Origin of the sequence: Clostridium sp. SM-530-WT-3G (assembly GCF_012843905.1) — a bacterium.
Classification (GTDB): domain Bacteria; phylum Bacillota; class Clostridia; order Clostridiales; family Clostridiaceae; genus Clostridium.
Genome location: NZ_JABAGC010000036.1, coordinates 19,412 through 35,446, shown reverse-complemented (window position 1 = coordinate 35,446; position 16,035 = coordinate 19,412). Strand labels below are relative to the sequence as shown.

At 26.5% G+C, this 16,035-nt stretch carries 18 protein-coding genes, 2 tRNA genes and 1 riboswitch; of the genes, 12 read left to right on the top strand and 8 right to left on the bottom strand.

The genetic code is table 11. From position 1 onward, the window contains the following. Positions 1 to 104 precede the first annotated feature (104 nt). Together HF850_RS12105 and HF850_RS12100 are read left to right on the top strand one after the other, a co-directional pair. On the top strand, positions 105 to 755 hold the full coding sequence (locus HF850_RS12105; protein WP_243159485.1) for a TetR/AcrR family transcriptional regulator: 651 nt from the start codon (positions 105 to 107) through the stop codon (positions 753 to 755). A 101-nt stretch (positions 756 to 856) separates the two neighbouring features. Further along, positions 857 to 973: riboswitch (FMN riboswitch) on the top strand. A 116-nt stretch (positions 974 to 1,089) separates the two neighbouring features. Further along, positions 1,090 to 1,665 (top strand): ECF transporter S component, encoded by a 576-nt coding sequence (locus HF850_RS12100; RefSeq protein ID WP_169105700.1) that lies wholly within the window; start codon positions 1,090 to 1,092, stop codon positions 1,663 to 1,665. 98 nt (positions 1,666 to 1,763) lie between these two features. Here HF850_RS12100 and rimI read toward each other — a convergent pair whose 3' ends face one another. From rimI to tsaE, 3 genes are read right to left on the bottom strand one after another with little or no spacing between them, the layout of a single operon-like run. Continuing rightward, positions 1,764 to 2,201 carry a ribosomal protein S18-alanine N-acetyltransferase gene (gene rimI, locus HF850_RS12095; protein WP_169105699.1) on the bottom strand — a complete coding sequence of 146 codons (438 nt, stop codon included), beginning with the start codon at positions 2,199 to 2,201 and terminating at the stop codon, positions 1,764 to 1,766. Next, positions 2,185 to 2,916 carry a tRNA (adenosine(37)-N6)-threonylcarbamoyltransferase complex dimerization subunit type 1 TsaB gene (gene tsaB / locus HF850_RS12090; protein ID WP_169105698.1) on the bottom strand — a complete coding sequence of 244 codons (732 nt, stop codon included), beginning with the start codon at positions 2,914 to 2,916 and terminating at the stop codon, positions 2,185 to 2,187. The genes rimI and tsaB overlap by 17 nt, the downstream gene beginning before the upstream one ends. Continuing rightward, complete coding sequence (tsaE, locus tag HF850_RS12085; protein WP_169105697.1) at positions 2,913 to 3,374, bottom strand: tRNA (adenosine(37)-N6)-threonylcarbamoyltransferase complex ATPase subunit type 1 TsaE; 462 nt, start codon at positions 3,372 to 3,374, stop codon at positions 2,913 to 2,915. The genes tsaB and tsaE overlap by 4 nt, the downstream gene beginning before the upstream one ends. Before the next feature lie 415 nt (positions 3,375 to 3,789). On the opposite strand from tsaE, the gene HF850_RS12080 reads away from it, so the two are divergent. Together HF850_RS12080 and HF850_RS12075 are read left to right on the top strand one after the other, a co-directional pair. Continuing rightward, the gene (locus HF850_RS12080) at positions 3,790 to 4,686 is read left to right on the top strand and encodes a zinc ABC transporter substrate-binding protein (RefSeq protein WP_169105696.1); all 897 of its coding nucleotides are present in this window, start codon (positions 3,790 to 3,792) and stop codon (positions 4,684 to 4,686) included. 222 nt (positions 4,687 to 4,908) lie between these two features. Next, positions 4,909 to 4,983: transfer RNA gene (locus HF850_RS12075), tRNA-Trp, on the top strand. A gap of 220 nt (positions 4,984 to 5,203) precedes the next feature. On the opposite strand, the gene HF850_RS12070 is transcribed toward HF850_RS12075, so the two are convergent. Next, positions 5,204 to 6,271 (bottom strand): nitronate monooxygenase, encoded by a 1,068-nt coding sequence (locus tag HF850_RS12070; RefSeq protein ID WP_169105695.1) that lies wholly within the window; start codon positions 6,269 to 6,271, stop codon positions 5,204 to 5,206. 240 nt (positions 6,272 to 6,511) lie between these two features. Here HF850_RS12070 and HF850_RS12065 point away from each other — a divergent pair. The 3 genes from HF850_RS12065 to HF850_RS12055 all read left to right on the top strand — a co-directional run bounded on the left by HF850_RS12065 (position 6,512) and on the right by HF850_RS12055 (position 7,979). Continuing rightward, positions 6,512 to 6,586 (top strand) — tRNA-Trp (locus HF850_RS12065). A gap of 110 nt (positions 6,587 to 6,696) precedes the next feature. Continuing rightward, complete coding sequence (locus HF850_RS12060; RefSeq protein WP_169105694.1) at positions 6,697 to 7,638, top strand: hypothetical protein; 942 nt, start codon at positions 6,697 to 6,699, stop codon at positions 7,636 to 7,638. Positions 7,639 to 7,796: 158 nt separating this feature from the next. Then, positions 7,797 to 7,979 carry an alpha/beta-type small acid-soluble spore protein gene (locus tag HF850_RS12055; RefSeq protein WP_169105693.1) on the top strand — a complete coding sequence of 61 codons (183 nt, stop codon included), beginning with the start codon at positions 7,797 to 7,799 and terminating at the stop codon, positions 7,977 to 7,979. A 137-nt stretch (positions 7,980 to 8,116) separates the two neighbouring features. Here the strand turns inward: HF850_RS12055 and HF850_RS12050 are convergent, their stop codons facing one another. After that, positions 8,117 to 8,611 (bottom strand): phosphatase PAP2 family protein, encoded by a 495-nt coding sequence (locus tag HF850_RS12050; protein ID WP_169105692.1) that lies wholly within the window; start codon positions 8,609 to 8,611, stop codon positions 8,117 to 8,119. A 239-nt stretch (positions 8,612 to 8,850) separates the two neighbouring features. Between HF850_RS12050 and HF850_RS12045 the strand changes: the two genes are divergently transcribed. The 3 genes from HF850_RS12045 (at position 8,851) to HF850_RS12035 (ending at position 12,171) form a co-directional block, all read left to right on the top strand. Further along, complete coding sequence (locus HF850_RS12045; protein WP_169105691.1) at positions 8,851 to 10,641, top strand: MutS family DNA mismatch repair protein; 1,791 nt, start codon at positions 8,851 to 8,853, stop codon at positions 10,639 to 10,641. Between the two features lie 35 nt (positions 10,642 to 10,676). Continuing rightward, entirely contained in the window at positions 10,677 to 11,585 is a 909-nt protein-coding gene (locus tag HF850_RS12040; RefSeq protein WP_169105690.1) for a 3'-5' exonuclease, read from the top strand. A gap of 136 nt (positions 11,586 to 11,721) precedes the next feature. Beyond that, positions 11,722 to 12,171, top strand: coding sequence for a CBS domain-containing protein (locus HF850_RS12035; RefSeq protein WP_169105701.1), 450 nt, complete (start codon positions 11,722 to 11,724; stop codon positions 12,169 to 12,171). A gap of 98 nt (positions 12,172 to 12,269) precedes the next feature. On the opposite strand, the gene HF850_RS12030 is transcribed toward HF850_RS12035, so the two are convergent. Genes HF850_RS12030 through HF850_RS12020 form a run of 3 tightly spaced genes read right to left on the bottom strand, consistent with a single transcriptional unit; the run spans position 12,270 to position 14,088 of the window. Further along, on the bottom strand, positions 12,270 to 12,923 hold the full coding sequence (locus tag HF850_RS12030) for a DUF1292 domain-containing protein (protein ID WP_169105689.1): 654 nt from the start codon (positions 12,921 to 12,923) through the stop codon (positions 12,270 to 12,272). Positions 12,924 to 12,931: 8 nt separating this feature from the next. Beyond that, positions 12,932 to 13,606, bottom strand: a complete 675-nt coding sequence (locus tag HF850_RS12025; protein WP_169105688.1) for a PspA/IM30 family protein — start codon at positions 13,604 to 13,606, stop codon at positions 12,932 to 12,934. Between the two features lie 14 nt (positions 13,607 to 13,620). Then, positions 13,621 to 14,088: a hypothetical protein gene (locus HF850_RS12020; protein WP_243159484.1), complete on the bottom strand. Its 468-nt coding sequence runs from the start codon at positions 14,086 to 14,088 to the stop codon at positions 13,621 to 13,623. Here HF850_RS12020 and HF850_RS15865 point away from each other — a divergent pair. Continuing rightward, positions 14,087 to 14,383: a hypothetical protein gene (locus HF850_RS15865; RefSeq protein ID WP_243159483.1), complete on the top strand. Its 297-nt coding sequence runs from the start codon at positions 14,087 to 14,089 to the stop codon at positions 14,381 to 14,383. The two genes, HF850_RS12020 and HF850_RS15865, sit on opposite strands and share 2 nt — an antisense overlap. 307 nt (positions 14,384 to 14,690) lie before the next feature. Then, positions 14,691 to 15,842, top strand: coding sequence for a 30S ribosomal protein S1 (rpsA, locus tag HF850_RS12015; RefSeq protein ID WP_169105686.1), 1,152 nt, complete (start codon positions 14,691 to 14,693; stop codon positions 15,840 to 15,842). Positions 15,843 to 16,035 lie beyond the last annotated feature (193 nt).

The window sequence follows — 16,035 nt, the reverse complement described above, 5'->3', positions numbered from 1 at the left end:
GAAATTTGAGTGATATAAAAATCTCGGCTTTTCGAAGCCTTGATATATAAGGGTTAAGAAATATGATTAACCCTAATTAGAAAGTATAAAAGAGTTGATTGTATATGGATAAAGGAGAAATTATGATACATAATAATAGCAAAGATAAAATAAGTATTGAAAAAAATAGAGAAGATAAATATCATCATGGGGACTTAAAAGAGTGTCTAATTAAAGCGGGATTGAAGCTATTAGTAGAAGAGGGCGTAGATAATTTTTCTCTGAGAAAGACTGATGCAATGTGCAATGTAAGTCATGCTGCTCCATATAAGCATTTTAAAAATAAAGAAGAACTAATAAATGCTATATCTGAGTTTGTATATAAAGAGTTTGAAGATTCAATGAGTCAAGTTGAGGGTAAAAATCCATATGAAAAAATAATTGAATTAGGAAAAAAGTATGTATCTTTTATGGCTGAAAATTATGATTATCTAAGATATTTGTTTCTTAATAGCAATAATAAAAATAACCCTATTGTTATAGAAGGTGGTATTATAAAGCAAAATGAATTTAAATCATTTAATATTTTTAGAAATGCTGCTGAAGAATGCTTAGAATATAAAAATGTTAAGAAAGAAAAGTATGCGCAGGATATTACAGCTATGTGGGCTATTGTACATGGATTAGCGACTATGATAGGAAATAATACTATTAGTTATGAGGGTAATTATATGGATTTTGTGGAAAGTATTTTAAGACAAAACTTAAATTTTTAATAAAATAAATTATTTTCCGTGTATTAAAATTAAATTGGAAAAAATCTGGGTTGAAAAGTTAAAAGGTAGGATATATAATATACACATAAATAAAATAAATAATATATCTTCAGGGCAGGGTGAAAATCCCTACTGGCGGTACAGCCCGCGAGCTAGATTTTAGCAGATTCGGTGTAATTCCGAAGCCAACAGTATAGTCTGGATGAAAGAAGGTAACCTATTAGGATTTATAATTTTTTATAAATTTAATTTCGACCCTGATGTTTAACAACATCAGCTTTTTTTATGTCCTAATAAGCTACACCAAGAAGATACATTTTTGGGAGGCAGATGAATGAAAAATAATACTAACCGATTAATTAAAATTTCCCTGTTGTCAGCAGTCGCATTACTACTTATGTATTTTGACTTTCCAGTAATACCTGCATTTGCATGGCTTAAGATGGACTTAAGTGATGTACCAGCATTACTTGGAGCATTTGGATTTGGACCACTTGTGGGAGTTGCCATTGAATTAATAAAGAATATATTATATTTCTTTACTAAAGGAGCTAGTTTTGCAGGAGTATTAGCTAATTTTCTATTTGGTGCAGCACTCGTTTTTCCAGCAGGTATTATATATAATCTAAAAAAGAGTAAAGCTAGTGCAATTACAGGAATGATAGTTGGAACTGTAATTATGGAGATAGCAGGAATATTCGGTAACATATATATAATGTTACCTCTATACGGAATGAATATGAGTGCAGATCAGTTGATGCAATATGTTATAGCTGGAATAGTGCCTTTTAATGCAGTTAAAGCATTGATTGTAAATGTAATAACATATTTCGTATATAAGAGAGTATCAGTAGCTATATTTAAAGCAAAGCCTAATTTTGGAGCTGGTGTTAAAGATAAGATGGCTTAAGCTTTAAAAATTAAATAGTAATTATAAATATTAAAACAAAAATAGTGCTAATTTTTAATATTAAAAATTAGCACTATTTTTGCTCTAGAAAATTAATTTTATTTAAGCCACATTAAAATAGCATCTTCATTATTATCTTGGTAGTAACCTTTTCTTATTCCATCTTGTTTGAAGCCATGTTTTTCATAAAGTGATCTTGCAGGAGTATTTCCGGCTCTAACTTCAAGAGTATATGCAATACATCCATGTTCTTTACAGTATGAAATCATAGATTCAATAAGCTTTGAAGCTATGCCGCTCTTTCTGAAGTCAGGGTGTACTGCTACATTAGTAATATGAGATTCATCAACTATAAGCCATGTACCTATAAATCCAACTACTTTATTATTTATTTCAGCTACAAAATACTTTGCAAGAGAATTTTGTAGCTCTTGTTGGTAAGAAGACCTGCTCCATGAATGGGGAAAGCTTAATGAGCTGATTTCAACCACATCACCTATATCATCTTCAGTCATTAATCTAACATGTACATTCATTTTTTAATTGCATCCTTTGTTCATATTCTCTTTCAGCTTGAGGTTTCTTTAAGTAGAAAGGAGTAGAATTCGGATCATCATATTGACCATCCATTAAAAGTTTTGTTCCTATTTCACCAAGAGAAGAAGCTCTTATTATGTTTAAATGAGCAGGTGGGAAATAGCAGTTAGGACATTTTTCTTTTAAATAATCTTTGTATTTATCTAGCCCATCTCCTATAAAAATAACTTTTTCATTCTTTTCTTTAATTAATTCAATAAGGTCATCAACATCTAAATCAGTATAATCCATTAGTTTTTCTAATTCAGGAGTACCGTTTGAATTAGTATTAGCCTTATATAATGAAGTATAAACACTATGTCTAAGTGCATCCATTATAGGACAGATTAATCCATCAAAGTTTGAAACGCTTAGTGCTAATGCATCTAAACTTGAAATACTTATGTATGGTTTTCCAGTTCCAAAACTTAAGCCTTTAATAGTAGCCATTCCTATTCTAAGTCCTGTGAATGAACCAGGTCCTTTTGATACAACAAATCCATCAACATCAGATATAGTTAAATCATTATCCTTTAATAAATCTTTAATTATACTTACTAATATTACAGAATGTTCACGTTTATCATTTAATGTAATTTCACCAAGTAATCTATCATCTTTCATTAAAGCAACAGTAGCAACTTTTGATGAAGAATCAACTGCTAATGTAATCATAATCTCAGCTCCTTTATGTAATCATATCTTTCTCCGTAAGGAGTAATAGTTATTTTCCTATAATCTTCACCTTTTGAAAGGTCTTTTTCTATTCTTATATGAAGCAGATCTTTTGGAAGAATTTCTTCTATATAATTTGCCCATTCTATAATAGAAACTGCATCAGAAAATATGTAATCATCAAATCCAATTGCATATACTTCATCTGGATCACTTACTCTATAAACATCAAAGTGATTTAATTTTAATCTGCCACTATCATATTCATTTACGATTGTAAATGTAGGACTTGTGATATTATCATCTATTTCTAAACCCTTGGCAATTCCTTTGGTAATATGAGTTTTTCCTGTACCTAAGTCACCTGTAAGGCATACTATGTCACCAGCGTTTAGTAATCTACCTAGGTTGATTCCAAGCTGTGTTGTCTGCTCAACACTATTTATTTCAAATATCATGTAATTACCTCCTAAATATTTGCATAGTAATGTATAAAAAACTATAATATATAAGTGAAAATAATTTTAATGAAAATCAATTAAAATAAGTAAAATAGTTTATTTAGTTATAATTTCTCATTCTTTTATTTTATATCAAAATTCAATAAAAGCAAATTTAAATGATATATTTTAAATTATGAATAGTAATTTTATTTAATATACTAATTTCCATAAATTTTTTTCTTTTATATATCGTGTATTAAATTGTAATAAAATTTTATATATTTATTCAAATTTAGTTGGTATAATAAAATAAAATGTGTATTAATACTAAATTGTTAGATTTGATTATTAATAGCAAGAATATTATTAACTTAATTTAAAAGATGTACTTAGTAGATATGTAAGTTTATTAAAAATGGAGGTGGCTTATTTGAAAAAAATTACCTTTGTAATGGTAATTATAACTATTACATTATCTCTTAGAATGAGTATATTTTCAAGTCCGCTTCTGGCAAATACTGAAAATAATAATACTATCAATAGTGGCGCTGAAACTAGAGGAAAATATCTAAATATAATAACTGTTAATAAACCACAATATGAAATGGTTAAAAAGATTGTTAAGGACAAGCATAATGTGGGTTATATGTTTGCTGATGAAAAAGATATCAATAATTTCAAATATAGCCAAGATGTTATAGATAATGTATCAAATATGGATTTATTTATTTATTCTGGAACAACTTTTGAGCCTTGGACAAATACATTTATTAATGAATTAAAAAAAGGGAACCTTGGAATAATTAATTTATCCAGAGGTATTAGAACAATTAATTATGAATTAGCTGGAACAAGCAAAGAAAATCCTTATTATTTTGAAGGAATAGAAGAATATAAAATAGCACTATATAATGTTAAGGCTGCAATTCAAGATAGAGATCCTCAAAATAGAGATTTTTATCAAGAAAACTATAAAAAAGCTATAGACGAGTTTGATGATAAGTTAAGCAAATATCAAGGTAAACTAGAGAAATTAAGAGGATATTCATTTGTTACACTAAATGATGGATTTGAATATATAACAAGATCACTAGGATTAAATACTTTAAAACTTAATAATCATGAACTTTCAGAATTTATGAAACTTAATAATCTTGATGTAGCTAAAACAATAATTATTGATGATGGTGAAAATCCTTCAATATTAGATTTATCTAAATACAGCACGGTTAAAATGTGGAAGTATTATGGGGATATGTCTTTCGATGATTTAATTATTTATAATATAAATGAGTTATGTAAGCTAGTGAAGGATGAAATTCCTTAAGAAAGTAAGCAATAATTATAATGAATTTTAAGTAGTAGATAATAATCTTGTGTATATGGTTAAATAAAGAATTAAGGATGATATCATCCTTAATTCTTTATTTTATAATATTGTCTAATATAGCTGTTTAAAGAATAAGTATTTATTTTATTAGAAAAAAATAAATACTTAAAAATAATACTTGCAATATTAAAAATTATGTTATATAATTATTAATGTCTTAGGGGTATGGCTCAACGGTAGAGTAGTGGTCTCCAAAACCATTGGTTCTGGGTTCAAATCCTAGTGCCCCTGCCAGAATTGTCGTAGTACATTGTGCTACGGCTTTTTTTATTCTAATAAAAAATAAAATTTACTTTAAACGAACTTCCTAAATCAATACTATGTGAAGTTAAAGTAATGGCACATAAATAAATAGAAACACTTAGAATTATTATTTGTTAATAATTCTAAGTGTTTCTATTATTTGTTAAGGTTATTAATAATTTAACAATACAAATTAATATATAAGATATATCTATACTGAACGAAGTTCTGTAATTAATTCACTCATAAGTTTTTTTACAGTTGTCATTTTTGTAAGCCTACTTGCATTTTCTCCACAGAAAATTAATCCATCATCTATATTGCCATTTACTGCATTTATTAACGCTTTACTTATACAGTAAGGAGTGTTAGCAGGATTACAAGGTTCTAGACAATTATAACAATGAGTCACTTTACAGTTTTTTTGTGAATTATTTTGTATAAATTTATTTTTTATAGCTCTTCCTGGCATTCCAACTGGACTCTTAACTATTTGTATATCATCCTTACTGCAATTTATATATGCATCCTTAAATTTTTGTGAAGCATCACATTCTTCTGTTACTACAAATCTTGTAGCCATTTGAACACCAGAAGCTCCAAGATTTAAATAGTGAGCTATATCTCTGCCATCAAAAACTCCACCACCTACAATTACAGGAATGTCTTTGTTATATTTTTGAGCATATTTTTTTGTTTCATTAATGATATCAACTATAACTTTATCAAAATTAAAATTATTATCATTGAGTTCGTCTAGCTTAAAGCCTAAATGTCCTCCAGCTTTTGGTCCTTCTATAATCATTAAATCAGGGCATACATTATCATGCTTGTCCCATAATTTTAATATTACTTTAGCACTTTTTAAAGAAGAAACTATAGGCGCAATTTTAACATTATAGCCTTTTGTTAGTTTTGGAAGTGATATAGGAAGACCGGCACCAGAAATAATTAGATCGATACCAGACTTAATTGCTGCTTTAACATGTTCTTTATAATAATTTGAAGCAACCATTATATTTATTCCTAATATTCCAGTAGGGCAAAGTGATTTAGCGAGAGATATGTGTTTTTTTATGGCTTTTAAATTTGTTTCTAATGGATTTTTTTCAAAGTCAGGCTCATTATAACCAAGTTGAGCAGCAGAAATAACACCAATACCGCCTTCATTAGCTACTGCAGATGCTAATTTAGAAGATGAAACTCCTATGCCCATACCACCTTGAATTATGGGAATTGGAGCAATAAGATTTCCTATTTTAAGTGGATTAAAATCCATTGTTTTAGTCTCCTTTCATTAAAAACTTTGATATTAAAATATTTTGAAAATCAAAATATTTATTTAATTATAAAATATTTTGTTAATAAGTACAAGAGAAATAAGTATATATTATTTAGTGATATGTAAAGTTTATTATTCGTAAAGTTGTTGTAATTATATAAATTGTTTAGTTTTACAAAAAATAATATAAAAAATGTTGACATATGTATTATTTAATTGTAAAATAGTCTATGTCTTAGGGGTATGGCTCAACGGTAGAGTAGTGGTCTCCAAAACCATTGGTTCTGGGTTCAAATCCTAGTGCCCCTGCCAGAATTGTCGTAGCACATTGTGTTACGGCTTTTTTTTATGCAACAGAATATACAACTTTTGAATATTAATTTCATATTATGGTTATAATCCATTATGAGGTGGAGAACAGAATGAATAAATTAGTTATGTTAAGTGAGATAAGAACAGAAAAAAAAGAAAGTGATTTAAGAGCAAATATAAATTCCAATTATGATAGTTACAATAGTGTAGAAGAATATCTTGATTTTAAAAATAAATTTTGTAAAGATTATTTTGATAAATATGAAATCTGTGATAATAAGTTAAGTTCTAATATATTGGATGAAGTTATAAATAAAATATTTTTATTAAATAATAAGAGGCTTTTTATTGATTTTGTTAATAAGATTTTTGATGATTATTTAGGGACAAACTGTAAGATAAGTCATATTGACAGTGGAAAAAGTGAAAAAGGTATTCAAGGAAAAATATTAAAGAACTCAAGTTATTATATTAATATTTTTGTTGAAGATGAGTATAGATTATTTGAATATAGTATACAGTTTCAAACTAATGACTATGAAAATATAGCAATTGAAATTACTAAAAATAATATGAGTGATAAAACTGTAAATATAATTAATTTGGAAGAAAAAAAGAGACACTATAGAAGTGATGATATAAAAGATAATCTACTAAGCAAAGATTTAGATTCATGTTTAATAATTGTAAACTCTAATATACGAGTGCCGGATTCATATGAATTAAGAGAAACTGATAATAATAGCTGTCATATTCCATATAGGTTTAATATAATAAAAGGATGGAAGTACAATTTTAAAGATTTATATGAAAATAGTCTTTACTTACTTTTTCCATTAAAAATTTTTGATTTGAAAAAACATATAGTTTATATGAAAAATTTAAAAAGCCCAAATGAAATTATTGAAAAAGAAATATTTAGGTTCTTTAATGAAATGAATAAGTATTTAAATATAATGAAAGAAAAGAACGTAATAGAAGACACAGATATATTTGAACTTAATATTATTTCAAAACAGTTATTAAGAGTGATTTATAATTCAGTTGTTTAATTTATTTATAAAGTATTTTTTGAATGGATAATTTGGAATTAATTACTTAAAAAATAAATGAATATAAAAAAATAATAAGGTAAAAATAATAGTGTCGATAGGAGGATTTGATAATTTTCTTATTGATATATACCAAATTAACCGAGGAGGGATCAGTTATGTCAAAGCATGCATTAGTTCCAGAAGCAAAACAAGGATTAGCAAGATTCAAGAACGAAGTAGCTCAAGAACTAGGAGTACCATTTAAAGAATATAATGGAGACTTAAGTTCTAGACAATGTGGTTCAGTAGGCGGAGAAATGGTAAAAAGAATGGTAGAAGAATACGAACACAGAATTTAAAGGAATTAATATGATTTCAATCTAAATTCTATATTATATTGTAAAGAAAATATAATAGTATTCTTAAACCAAGAGGTACATTACAAATTGTAACGTACCTCTGTTTTTTTATGAATTTTTATATTAGTATGTTTGGGTTACATAAAGAAACATATATATCCAAATAAAATACTTATAATCATACCTGAAACAACATCTTTTGGAAAGTGTACTCCACATATAACTCTACTTATTCCTATAATAAATGCAAGAACAAACATAAAAAGTCCTAAATATGTATTTATATATAAACAAGCCATTGCAATTATAAAAGCACTTGCTGTATGTCTACTTGGAAATGACTTGCCTTTTCCAGGTTGGAAACTAATAATAGGTGTAAACTTGTATATATCATATGGTCGAGTGTTGTTTTTGTAGGATCTAAATAAACTTATAAATATAAAATTTATAGCTGGAACTAATGTAAATAAAATTATTTTTGGATCCCTATTTATTGCAAGGTAAACAAAGGATACAAAATATATTGCCACAACTAAAAGTGGCAAAAATTTAGAGCATATTTTAACAAGAGAAGTTATTGTTTTTGATTTTCTAATAGAATCTGTTATATAAATAAAGTGCTTTTCCTTCATAAAAACCTCATAACTTATATTAATTTAAATGAAATTATATTTAAAAGAATTATACCATAATATTAAAAGTAAATTAGATTATACTAAACAATTTTTATAGAAATAATATTGTTGATTATATGGCTTAAGTACACTTTTTATATTAATTACTATGGAAATATGAACAATAATTTGACAGTGATTTTTAATAACGTACAATAGAAATATAGAGAGAAATAGGTGTGTTAAAAGGAGGAAATATGAATCCTAGTGAAAAATTTTATCAAAGTCAAATTAATAAAAGATTAGATATTAATAAAGCTCTGACAAGCAAAATAAGAGTTATAGGTATATTACGACTGATAGTAGTATTATTAACTATGGTATTAGGATATGTATCATATAAAAATTCAAAAAATACATTGTTTTTTGTAAATTTAATTGTGTTTTTAGTAGTTTTTATAATGTTAATTTTTTACCATGACGGATTATATAGAAAAAAGAAACGTAATGACATATTAATTGATATTAATAGGGATGGTATTAAGCGAATAAATGGACAGTTTAAAAGTATAAACGATAAAGGAATAGAATTTTTAGATGAAAATCATAGTTATGCCAATGATTTAGATATATTTGGTGAGAATTCCTTGTTCCAATTTATGAATACAACAATAAGTAAGGGTGGAAGACTGCTTCTAGCTAGAATATTGAAACGAGAAGTGAAATTTGATAAAGAGACAATTGTTAAAAGGCAGGAAGCTGTAAAAGAACTTTCTAAAAAAGTACTATGGAGACAGAAAGTATGTGCAGAAGGAAAGTTACAAAAATCTAATGATGTAGACATAGACAGGTTTATTAAATGGGGGGAGAGTAAAAAGGTAAATAATAGTGTGTTAAGGCTTCTTATAGCATGTATTTTTACAATTGTTACATGGGTATCCATAGTAATGTTCGTAAAAAGAATATTACCATTGTCATTTATTCTTTTATTACTGGTAATTAATTATGCTGTTGTTAATATATTAAATTCTCCTATGAAAGAATATATAAATTTTTTTGAATCTATAAAAAACAATATTTCCATATATGAAAGTATCCTTGAAATGATAGATGACGAAAAATTTGAAGCTCAATTACTGGTAGATATAAAATTAAAATTAAATAATGATAATATTATCTGTGTTAATGAGATGAAAAAATTGAATAATATATTAACATGGTTGGGTGACAGTTCAAAAAACATGGCATATGTAATGTTAAATGTATTATTTTTTTCAGATATATATATAATGAAAAGACTTGAAAAATGGAGAAATAAAAATGGAATTTATTTAAGACAGTGGATGGAAGTAATTCATGAAATTGATGAATTAAATAGTTTAGCAAATATTCCTTTTGAACATTCAGAATGGGTATATCCTCAGATATGTGGTACTGAATCTATAGAGTGCATAAATATATCTCATCCATTAATAGGTGATAATAAAGCAGTTAAAAATAATTTTGCATTAAAGGGTAAAGAGAAAGTTGCTCTAATTACTGGTTCAAATATGTCAGGTAAAAGTACATTTTTAAGAACTATAGGAATTAATTTGTTACTGGCTTACATAGGAGCACCGGTAAGTGCTGAAAAGTTATCTTGTGGAATAATGAATATATATACTTGTATGAGAACTAAAGATAATCTTGAGGAAAATATATCATCATTCTATGCAGAAATACTTAGAATAAAATTACTTATTGAAGCATGTAAAAATGGGGAAAAAGTATTTTTCTTATTGGATGAAATATTTAAGGGTACCAATTCAAAGGATAGGCATATTGGAGCCTCTGTTTTAATAAAACAGCTTATTAAATATGGAGGTGTAGGACTTGTATCAACTCATGATCTTGAATTATGCGATCTGGAAAGTGAAACAATAATTAATTATAATTTTAGGGAATTTTATGAAGATAATAAAATAAAATTTGATTATGTACTTAGAAAAGGAAAGAGTACAACTCAAAATGCAATTCATCTTATGAAACTTGCAGGCATTGAAGTATAAGTGATTTAATAAAGTTATTTGGGAAGGGAATAAAAATGGGGTATATTATTATTGATTTAGAATTTAATAATTTAAAGAATATTGATAAGTATTATAATGACTTTTTTGAGTGTAATAAAGAGCTAGAGGATATTAATCTTGATAATGAAATAATTGAAATTGGCGCAGTAAAAGTAGATAAATATATGAAAACTGTTGATAGTATGAAAGTATATATTAAGCCATTTGTATTTCCAGTAATTAATCCATTAGTGACTGAAATTACAAAAATAAATATGGATTTATTAAATAAAGAAGGAGTAGCATTTTCTTCAGCATTAGATAAACTAAGGGATATGTTTGAAGAAGGAGATGTATTGTGTTCCTGGGCCAAGGATGATATTGCTGAGCTAATAAGAAATGCTAAGTATTTCAATTATAATAATCTTGAATGGATTGAGTCTTATTTAGATATTCAAGAGTATTCAAGTAAAATTTTGGGGCATAAAAAGGCTTTAGGACTTAAAAATGCATTAGATAAATTAAAAATTAATATTGATGACACAAAACTTCATGATGCTTTAAATGACTCTATGTATACGTTAGAAGTATTTAAAAGAATATATAATCCAAGAATTATAAAAAATTATATAGTAAATGATATATATAATATGCCTGCAATACATGTGGAAAAATTAGATAATATAAGAGTGGAAGAAGAATCATTAAATTTAATATGCCCTAGATGTAAGAAGAAAATAAAATTAGAGACACCTATAACGCTTTTTGGATGGAGATTTGCAGCTGTAGGAAAGTGTTCTAAGTGTAATAAAAATATATTATGCGAAATAATGGTAAAAGAAACCCTTAAGGGAGAAAAAGTATTTAATGAGATAAATTCTATTTTGAAAAATGAAGTGTATTTAAGTTATTTATATAAGTTTGAAAAATTAAAGAAAGAATGATTTTTTTTGAAATATGGATAATAAATTAATTTGTATTTGATAATTAAACAATAATTTATTAAGGAATTGTTAAAGAAAATATGGTAAAATATATTTGCGATTATAAAACAATATGTTGAAAGAAAGGATTTTATTTATGAATATAGCCTTTTTTCTTACTCCTAAAAATGAAGTAGTATTTGAAAATCAGGATGTTACAATGAGACAAGTTATGGAGAAAATGGGGCATCACGGATATACAGCTATACCTTTAATTGATAAGGATGGTAAATATATTGGAACATTAACTGAAGGGGATTTATTATGGAAGTTAAAGAATACTCCTGACTTAAACTTCAAGAATACTGAATCAGTAAAGGTTAAAGATATACCTAGAAGAATTAAGCATAAATCAGTTTCAATAACATCTGATATAGAAGGTTTAATTTCATTGGCAATAAATCAAAATTTTGTTCCTGTAACAGATGATAATGGAATTTTCATAGGAATTATAAAAAGAAGTGATATAATAAATTATTGTTATAATGAAATGAAAAAAAGAAAAGAATTTGAAAGGCAGCAGTTTAGCATGTATGATGAAGGCTAAAATATGTATGCTATATTAAAAGATGAATATAATATTTTAAAATAAACATAAAAAACACCTAAGAGATGTGGACATCTTCTTAGGTGTTTTTTATAGTATCAAGATTGCTGAAAGGCCTCAACAACAAAATCAAATTCTTCGGCATCAGTAATTTCTCCATAGGTATCTTCTTTTATTCCAGGATAATAGTATAGAACCATTTTATCTTCAGATTTATCTAAATTTTCAAGTATTATATATTGTCTTTCTAGTACACAATCTTCTAATACAGCTAAAACTTTATATCTTGAAGATTGCCCTGTATCATTGTTAGTAAGGTCTAATGTGAAATTATCAAATTTTCGCACATTTATCTTTTTTTTATCACAGCTTACAATAAGTGAATTTTCTCTACAGCTTTCACATCCCCAGAAATTACATTCTGATGAACAATTAAGACACTTGCAATTGCTACATTTTTTTAGTTGATCGAAGGTCTTTATATTCTTTGCTTTATAGTCTTGTAGAAGAGTTATATCTGTATTATTATTTTTGAATAATGAAAAAAAAGATTTTTTGTTTGATTGTGCTTCAGCAGAATTTAATGATTTAATATAATCTTGAAGTACGTGTGCCTTTGTATAATATTTTCTTTTTTTTAAATCATCCTCGTCTATAAAAGGGGAGATTTCATCTATTGCATAAGCTATATTAGTATATACTTTTCCCCATATATTTTTTTCAGATTCAATGAATTCAAAATTCTTTCCCATAGATTCACCTAGTTATTACTATTATTGTTATTTGAAGCATTCTTATATTTTTCTAATTCAAGATCTAAATCTACATCATTTAATTTTTCAAATTCCTTATCGAAATCATCAATGTCTCTAAGTTCTCCAAGGCCTTGTGCACGAGCTTCTTTATTTTGAATTTTTCTTTCTATACTATCTATTTGAATTGAATTACTTTTAGTTTTTACGTTAGCAAGTACTTCATTTACTTTTTCAGAAGCTTGAGCATTAGAATATCTTGCAGCAGCTTCATCTCTATAATTACGAGTTTTTTCTATTTCTGCTTGTAAATCATTTAGATTTGCTTTTAATTTATCAGCTTGAATTTTTGCATTATCATAGCTTGCTTGAAGTGAAGAACATTTTTTATCCATTTCAACCTTTTTAGCTAAAGCTCTTTTTGCTAGGTCTTCATTACCTTTGCTTAATGCAAGTTTGACTTTTTCTTCAAAGTCAGCAGATTGTGCTTGTGCTGCTTTTAATTTTTTTTCTATTTCATGAACATTTCCTAAGATTTGAGCAGAATCTAATTTTGCTTTATTAAATTCTTCCTCCATATCTCTTAATTTTTGATCTAATAATTGAATTGGATTCTCCATTTCGTCTAAAGTATCATTAACTTTTGCTTTAAACATATTTGATACACGTGAAAAAATTCCCATAATATTAACCTCCATTATTTGTTCTTTCTATTAAAGTAAATTTTTATAAGTAATATAATTATTCCAAATATAACTGCTATTGTTATTGTATTAATTAATATGCTTGACATAGAGCCAAAGTAGAATGGTCTGTAAAAATATCTGCCAGTTCCTCCAAAGAAAAATGGATTGAAACTAAATCCCCTTCTTGAACTAGTATCTCTGTAGCTTTGTCCTGATTCAGAAGAATCTGCTGAACTGTTATTAGAATTACTTGTGTTATTCTTTGAATCAGAATTACTAGATGTGGTAGAAGAATTTTGGGTATTTTCTTTGCTGTTAGAAAAACTTCCAGATTTAAATCCTTCACTACTTTTTGCACTAGAATTATTTGAAGAGTCTGTATCCGTAGAATTACTAGTGCTACTTTTTGATGAGCCACTGCTAATATTATTTTTTGAAGAACTACTACTTGATGACTTATTTGATGATGAATTACTCATGGAGCCTGATTTAAAGCCACTACTGGATTTTGAGCTACTAGACTTTGAACTAGAAGATTTACTGCTAGAACTAGATTTAGTTTTGGCATATACTTGTGTACTTTCTGTAGGGGTTATACCTGATATATTAAGAATATCTATAGGTAGACTGCTAAAAGAAAATACAAATGTCATTAGTAATATAAAAATCAGCTTTTTATTTATTTTACGTATGTCAAACACCTCCCTTACTTTTAAACTTACTATATTATATTATATATGTCTAAAAGGAAACAATATACAATGGAAAGAATAAGCATCTTGTAAAATAATAAACGACTTATATTATGAAAGTATTATAAGTTAATATATAATTTATTACAAAGTTTATTTTGTCTTTTAAAAGGTTATATAAAACTATTTAAAGGGATAAAATATAATTTATCTCTGTTTTTCTTTTTAAATCTAGCAGGTATAAATTCCCTTAATAATATTATGATTGTCATTTTTATTAGATATAATTCAATAACATTAAATTATAATAGAATTATTAGTTTATTGACCTGAATTAATAAAAAGACTATTATAAAATAAATATAAATATTTATTGGGAGTGATAAGCAATGGATAATGAAAAAAATGTGGTTAGTATGGAAGAATTGTTAAAAGATTATGATGTAAAGAGATTAAATAGAGGAGATATTATCAAAGGAAAAGTAATAGAAGTAAATGATAAAGAAGCTTCTATAAATATTAATTATGCCTTTGATGGTATTATTTCTAAAGAAGAAATAAGTGTAGATGAAAGAGATCCAAGAGATGTATTAAAAAGTGGAGATGAAATCAATGTATATATTATGTCTCCAAATGATGGTGATGGATATGTAGAACTTTCACTAATAAGAGCTCTTGAAATTGAAGAAAAAGAGGACATTGAAAAAGCTTATAAAGAAAACAAATTAATAAATGTGAAAGTTAAAGATGAAACAAAAGGTGGATTAATAGCTTATTATGGAAGTGTGAGAGTATTTATTCCTGGTTCTCTTGCATCTAGAGAAAAGATAAATTTAAGCACTTTAGTTGGAAAGGAATTAGAAGTAAAGATTACTGAATTAGATTTTAGAAATAATAAAATAGTAGCTTCAAGAAGAGTTGTAGAAGAAGAAGAATATAATAAGAATAAAAAGAGAATATGGAATGGCTTGAAGGAAGGAGAAAAGAGAAACGGAATTGTAAAGAAGCTTGTTAAATATGGCGCATTTGTGGATATTGGTGGAGTAGAAGGATTAATACATCTTTCAGACTTATCATGGGAAAGAGTGAATAGACCAGAAGAGGTTGTTAAAGAAGGCGATAAAGTAGAAGTATTTATAGGAACTGTAGACAAGGAAAAGGAAAGACTATCATTAATCCTAAAGGATGTAGCAAAAGAACCATGGACATTATATGCTAATGATATAAAAGAAGGAAATATTATTGAAGGAAAAGTGGTAAAATTTATGCCATTTGGAGCATTTGTTGAATTATTTGATGGAATTGAAGGGTTAGTACATATTACAGAAATAACTGATGAAAATATTGCAAAACCTTCAGATGTATTGGAACTTAACCAAAAAGTTAAAGTTAAAATATTAAACGTAAATAGAGAAGATAAAAAAATTGAATTAAGCATAAAAGATGCATCTGAAAGTAGTAAGGAATATCTTGATTATGTTGATAATGAAGAAGAAGGAACATCTTTAGCTGATTTATTAAAAGGTTTTAAATTTGAATAATATATTTGCCTATTAAATAACAATATGGTGTTGAAATACCATATTGTTATTTTTTGTTAAAATCAAAATGAATATATGCTTTATAATGGATTAATTTCAATAAAATTATAAAAAAATAAAAAAAGTGTTAAAGAAAAATATAGAAAATTACGATATATATATGAAAAGTGTAAAAAAAAGAAATTGAGGACGG